This is a genomic window from Arthrobacter sp. Soil764 (genome assembly GCF_001428075.1).
Lineage (GTDB): Bacteria > Actinomycetota > Actinomycetes > Actinomycetales > Micrococcaceae > Arthrobacter.
The window spans coordinates 1-4545 of record NZ_LMSI01000017.1; the positions used below are offsets into that span (position 1 = coordinate 1).

A 4545-nucleotide genomic window follows, 5' to 3' on the forward strand; every position below is an offset into this window, starting at 1 on the left:
CCCACGTCCGGCACGCCAAGAGGCGAACCATTTTCAGGCTGTTCGGTAAGGGGTTTGGCCGCTATCTTTCCGCTTCAGCGGCGGCGACTCAGAAAACAATACCCGCCCCCACACCCAACCGCAAATCGACCCCCACAAGGCACCCGCACCCCCAAAAACCCCGGAAATCCGCGGTTCTTGGGGCTTGCATCGGGGCATCTCCCCCTGCCAGGGCAGGTTTGCCGCTTCTATGGAGTGGCTCACATCTGACAAGGGGGCAAATGAGGCTACCCCAGCACGCTGAGGACAACTTCGAAGTCGGCCTGCCGGGGCTTGAGCCGGTACGGTTCCAGAACGCCGGGCCCACATGCCGCGGTGCCAACACCCCTCATGGCATGGTCCACATAGATGTAGCTCCGCCCGTCAGGCACCAGATCCGGCCTGTGTGTGGCGGCATTCAGAGCCTGCAAGCTGTAGGGCCTTACCGTCAGGGCAAAGGGCTCGCCGGAAATGTGCAGTTCCCTGCCGGCGGTCTGGAGGACAGCGGACCGTACGCCGGACCGGGCTCCCGACTCCTGGGGACGGACGTACTCGACATCCAGTCCGCCGAGGGGAAGCTCAAACCACCCCGTACGCGCACCCTGGCCCGTATCCGGGTAGCTCTGATGCGGTCCCTGCCCGAACCACTTCACATTGGTGGTCTGTGAGTCCAGCACCAACTCCAGTCCGATCCGCGCCCATTCCACCTCGAAGCCCGCGTTGACCCATTCCCCCACCGGCCTGACCTGTGTCCGAAGCGCGAGGGAGCCGGAGCTGCTGGTCCACACATAGTCCACCAGCAGACCGAACTGTTTGTCGGCGGCACCCAGGCGCGTGCTGACGCGGAGGTGCTCGCCGCCGTCGGGAGAAGACTCCGCGCGGATGTCCAGCAGCCGGGGGTGCAGCCGGTCGAGTCCTGCATCCTTCCACTGGGTTGCAAGGGGCCGTTCGTCCGGGCCTCCCCACTCCCGGCCAAGGTCGTTGTCGGTCGGGGGCCACCAGAGGATCAGGCCGAACTTTTCCACGGAAAGCCCGCCAATGGACGTTGGCATCCCGGTGGCCCGGTTGAACACCGCGGTCCCCAGCCGGAGTTCGTCATCCCCGGCCTCCACCAGGTCCTCAGCCTGCACTCCCGCGCCTGGAGAAGCGAACCTGACAGCCTGCCCCCAGGAAACCTCGTGGCCGGCAGCCGCCCAGCCGGTGTCCGTGGCCAGCACAGCGCTAACGGTGAGCACCGCGGTCCGGTCCTGCGGCAGCCCCGCTACGTACCCGGCAACCTCCGCCGGCAGCTCCACTGCTGCCGTGGACTGCGCCGCCAGCGGCGCAAGCGCCACCGTTCCCTCCAGCCGCGTGCCGCCGTCGTCCTCCACCTTGTACTGAAAGCGGAAGGCAGAGGTATCCGCGAAGTCCTGCCCGTTCCGAAGGGTGAAACTGTCCCATGACGGCGAAATGTCGATGCGCAGCGGCTCGATAACCTTCTTGAAATCCAACAGCCCGGGGCGGGGTTTCCGGTTGGCGTCCACCAGCCCGTCCGTGACGAAGTTGCCGTCGTGGACTTCCTCGCCAAAGTCCCCGCCGTAGGCGAAGTGCTCGCCGCCGCCCGGCGAGGGAACAAGGATCCCGTGCTCCAGCCACTCCCAGACGAAGCCGCCCATGAGACGCGGATACTTGTCGAAGAGGTCCTGGTACTCGCTCATGCCGCCCGGGCCGTTCCCCATCGCGTGGACGTATTCGCACAGGACGAACGGCATGGCACGGCGCCGCGCATCCAGTTCCGCGTCCTCGAGCGGCGGCTCAATGCCCTGCCCGATGAGCGCCGTCTCGGCCTGGCTGGCATACATCCGGGAGTAGACGTCCACGTCCGGTGAGGACCAGTCGCCCTCGTAGTGGATGGGGCGGGAGGGGTCACGGTCCTTGGTCCAGCGCGACATCGCCGCAAGGTTCCGGCCGGTGCCGGCCTCGTTGCCCAGGGACCACATGATCACCGATGGATGGTTCTTGTCGCGCTCAACGGTGCGCCGCATCCGGTCCAGCAGGGCCTCTTCCCACTGCGGATCATCGCTGGGGTTCTGTGCCCAGCCGGCACTGTGGAAACCGTGCGTCTCGAGGTCGCATTCAAGGACCACGTAGAAGCCCAGCCGGTCTGCCAGTGCCAGGAATTCCGGGTGCGGCGGGTAGTGCGATGTCCGGATGGCATTGATGTTGTGCTGCTTCATCAGGCGCAGCTCCGCCTCCACCACGTCCCGCGGCACCACACGGCCCAGCCTGGGATGGTGCTCGTGGCGGTTCACTCCCCGGAGCAGGATCCGGCGGCCATTGACCTTGAACTGGGCGTCCTCGATGACGATGCTGCGGAAACCCAGCTGCAGGGCAACCGTCTCACCGGGGGTACTCACCGTCGCGTTGTAGAGTCGCGGGATCTCGGCAGACCATGGCTCCACGGCGGGGATATGGTGTTCCACGCCCGCAGGCAGTTCAAGGCCAAGGTCCGGGACGCGTACGACGGCGTCAATCGCCTTCCCCGCCCGGCTCACCTCCACACGGAGCGTGCCTTCGCCCGTTGCGGGGTCATAGCCGGCGTGGGCGAAGACATCATCGATCCCGTCCTCCGGCCGGGCCTGCAGAGTGGCGTCCCGGAAGATGCCCGGCAGCCACCACATGTCCTGGTCCTCTACATAGCTCGCGGCAGAGAACTGAGCCACCCGCACGGCCAGTGTATTGGCTCCCTCCACCAGGATGCCGGAGACGTCGAATTCGTGGGCCAGCCGGCTCCCGCGGGTGGTCCCGAGCTCTACTCCGTTCAGCCAGACGGTCCCGGCCGAGTCGATTCCATCGAAGCGCAGCAGGGCCCGCGGGAAGAACTCCCGGCCGGCGTCAAAGGTCACCAGGTGGTCCCCGATGGGATTGGCGTCCGGAGCATATGGCGGTTCCACCGCGAACGGGAACTGGACGTTGGTGTAGGCCGGCGAGCCGTGCCCATGCATGTTCCAGCTGGACGGAACCGGCAGGGGGGTGAAGCCCGAGAGGTCCCTGCCGTCCTGCCACCCGTCGTTGGGGGCCGTCCGGATTCCCGGGCTCAGGCGGAACTGCCATTCCCCGTTGAGTGAGAGCCGGGGTGCATCTGAGTCCAGGTACGCCCGTGCCGGAAGTGCTCCCCGGCCGGGACCGAGGGAGGCCAGCTCCGCGGCATCGGCCGCGGCGAGATCGAGGCTGCGGAAGGAATTTGTGGCGGCCGGAGCGGACTGGGGGCCGCCAGTTGCGGCGGGGGTGTGGGCTGGCATGGATTTTCCTAGCGGGGAGACTATTTGAGGAGCTGCGTGAACGTTCACGCGCTAGCTTTAAAGCCTAGGCGCTGACTCCCGGTTTGGGTAGGGGTCAGGCGGATTGCCTGAGGATCAGCTGGTGCCGCAGGGTCAGGTGGGCCTCGGGGCTGCGGTCCTGAATGGCGTCCGTGAGCAAACCATCCAGGAGGCCGACGGCGGCGCGGCCCACTGCGCGCAGGTCCAGCGAAAGGGTGCTCAGCTCAGGCGTAAGGAGCTCTCCGAGCGGTATTCCGTCCATGCCGATGACGGCACAGTCGCCGGGGACTGGGATGCCCAACTCCTGCAATGCCTTCAACGCGCCGGCTGCCATCAGGTCATTGAAGGCCAGAATGCCATCAGGACGTTCATTCCCGGCGAAGAGGAGAGCCACAGCCGACTTCGCCGCCGCCGCGGACGGGTGCGCCTGGAAGCGGGCAAGGTGGATCCCTGCCTCCGTAGCCACAGCAGCTGCAGCGGCGCCCCGGCTGTCGGATGGACCACCCTGGTCCGAGTCCAGGAAGACAATGCTGCGGCACCCTCGGGAAAGAAGATGGGTGAGGGCGAGCCGCGCCGCGTGGTGGTAGTCAAAGGAGATGCCGCCGGCGGTGCCGGCGTCCGGGGAGTCCAGTGCGACGACGGGGCGCCGGCCCATCAGCGCCTGCGCCTCATCCGGGTGGGGTACAAGGTATCCGATCAGCGCATCAACCTGGGGCGCAAGCCGGGCTGCAGCGTCCACCGCGCTGCCGGTTCCGTGCCCGTAGTCATCCACCACAACATTCCAGCCCCGCTCCGTGGCAGCCTCCACAACACTCGACGCAAAGGCCGGAAAGTAGGGGTTGGTCAGGTCCGGGATGGCGAGGCCCACAGAGATCCGTGCACCCTGGACAAGGCCTTTCGCGAATCTACTGGGGCTGTAACCCATCTCGGCAGCGAGCTTCTGGACCCGCTCCCGCGTCCCGGCACTGATGCCTGGCATGTCATTCATGGCCCGGGTAACGGTCTGGCGTGACACGCCTGCAGCGGCAGCCACATCCAGGATGGTGGCGCGCCGGCCCCTGGGGCTTGGGGTTCGGGGGGTCATAAACCGTAAGTCTAGGCGGTGTTAAATCTAGGTGCTTTGTTAAATGTGGGAGGCCCCAACCGTGTGGTTGGGGCCTCGACCTAATGTGTGTCCGGCGGTGACCTACTCTCCCACACCCTCCCGGGTGCAGTACCATCGGCGCTG

At 66.5% G+C, this 4545-nt stretch carries 2 protein-coding genes; both read right to left on the bottom strand.

The annotated features are described in order from the left end of the window. Positions 1–266: 266 nt before the first annotated feature. Positions 267–3299 (bottom strand): glycoside hydrolase family 2 TIM barrel-domain containing protein, encoded by a 3033-nt coding sequence (locus ASG86_RS09715; protein ID WP_082566742.1) that lies wholly within the window; start codon positions 3297–3299, stop codon positions 267–269. A 94-nt stretch (positions 3300–3393) separates the two neighbouring features. Continuing rightward, a complete protein-coding gene (locus ASG86_RS09720; RefSeq protein WP_056333199.1) occupies positions 3394–4401 on the bottom strand; it encodes a LacI family DNA-binding transcriptional regulator in 1008 nt (335 codons plus the stop codon). Between the last annotated feature and the right edge of the window lie 144 nt (positions 4402–4545).

Excerpts from the sequence above, each read along its gene's own strand:
- ASG86_RS09715 (WP_082566742.1), bottom strand. The coding sequence starts at position 3,299 with ATGCCAGCCCACACCCCCGCCGCAACTGGCGGCCCCCAGTCCGCTCCG.
- ASG86_RS09720 (WP_056333199.1), bottom strand. The coding sequence starts at position 4,401 with ATGACCCCCCGAACCCCAAGCCCCAGGGGCCGGCGCGCCACCATCCTG.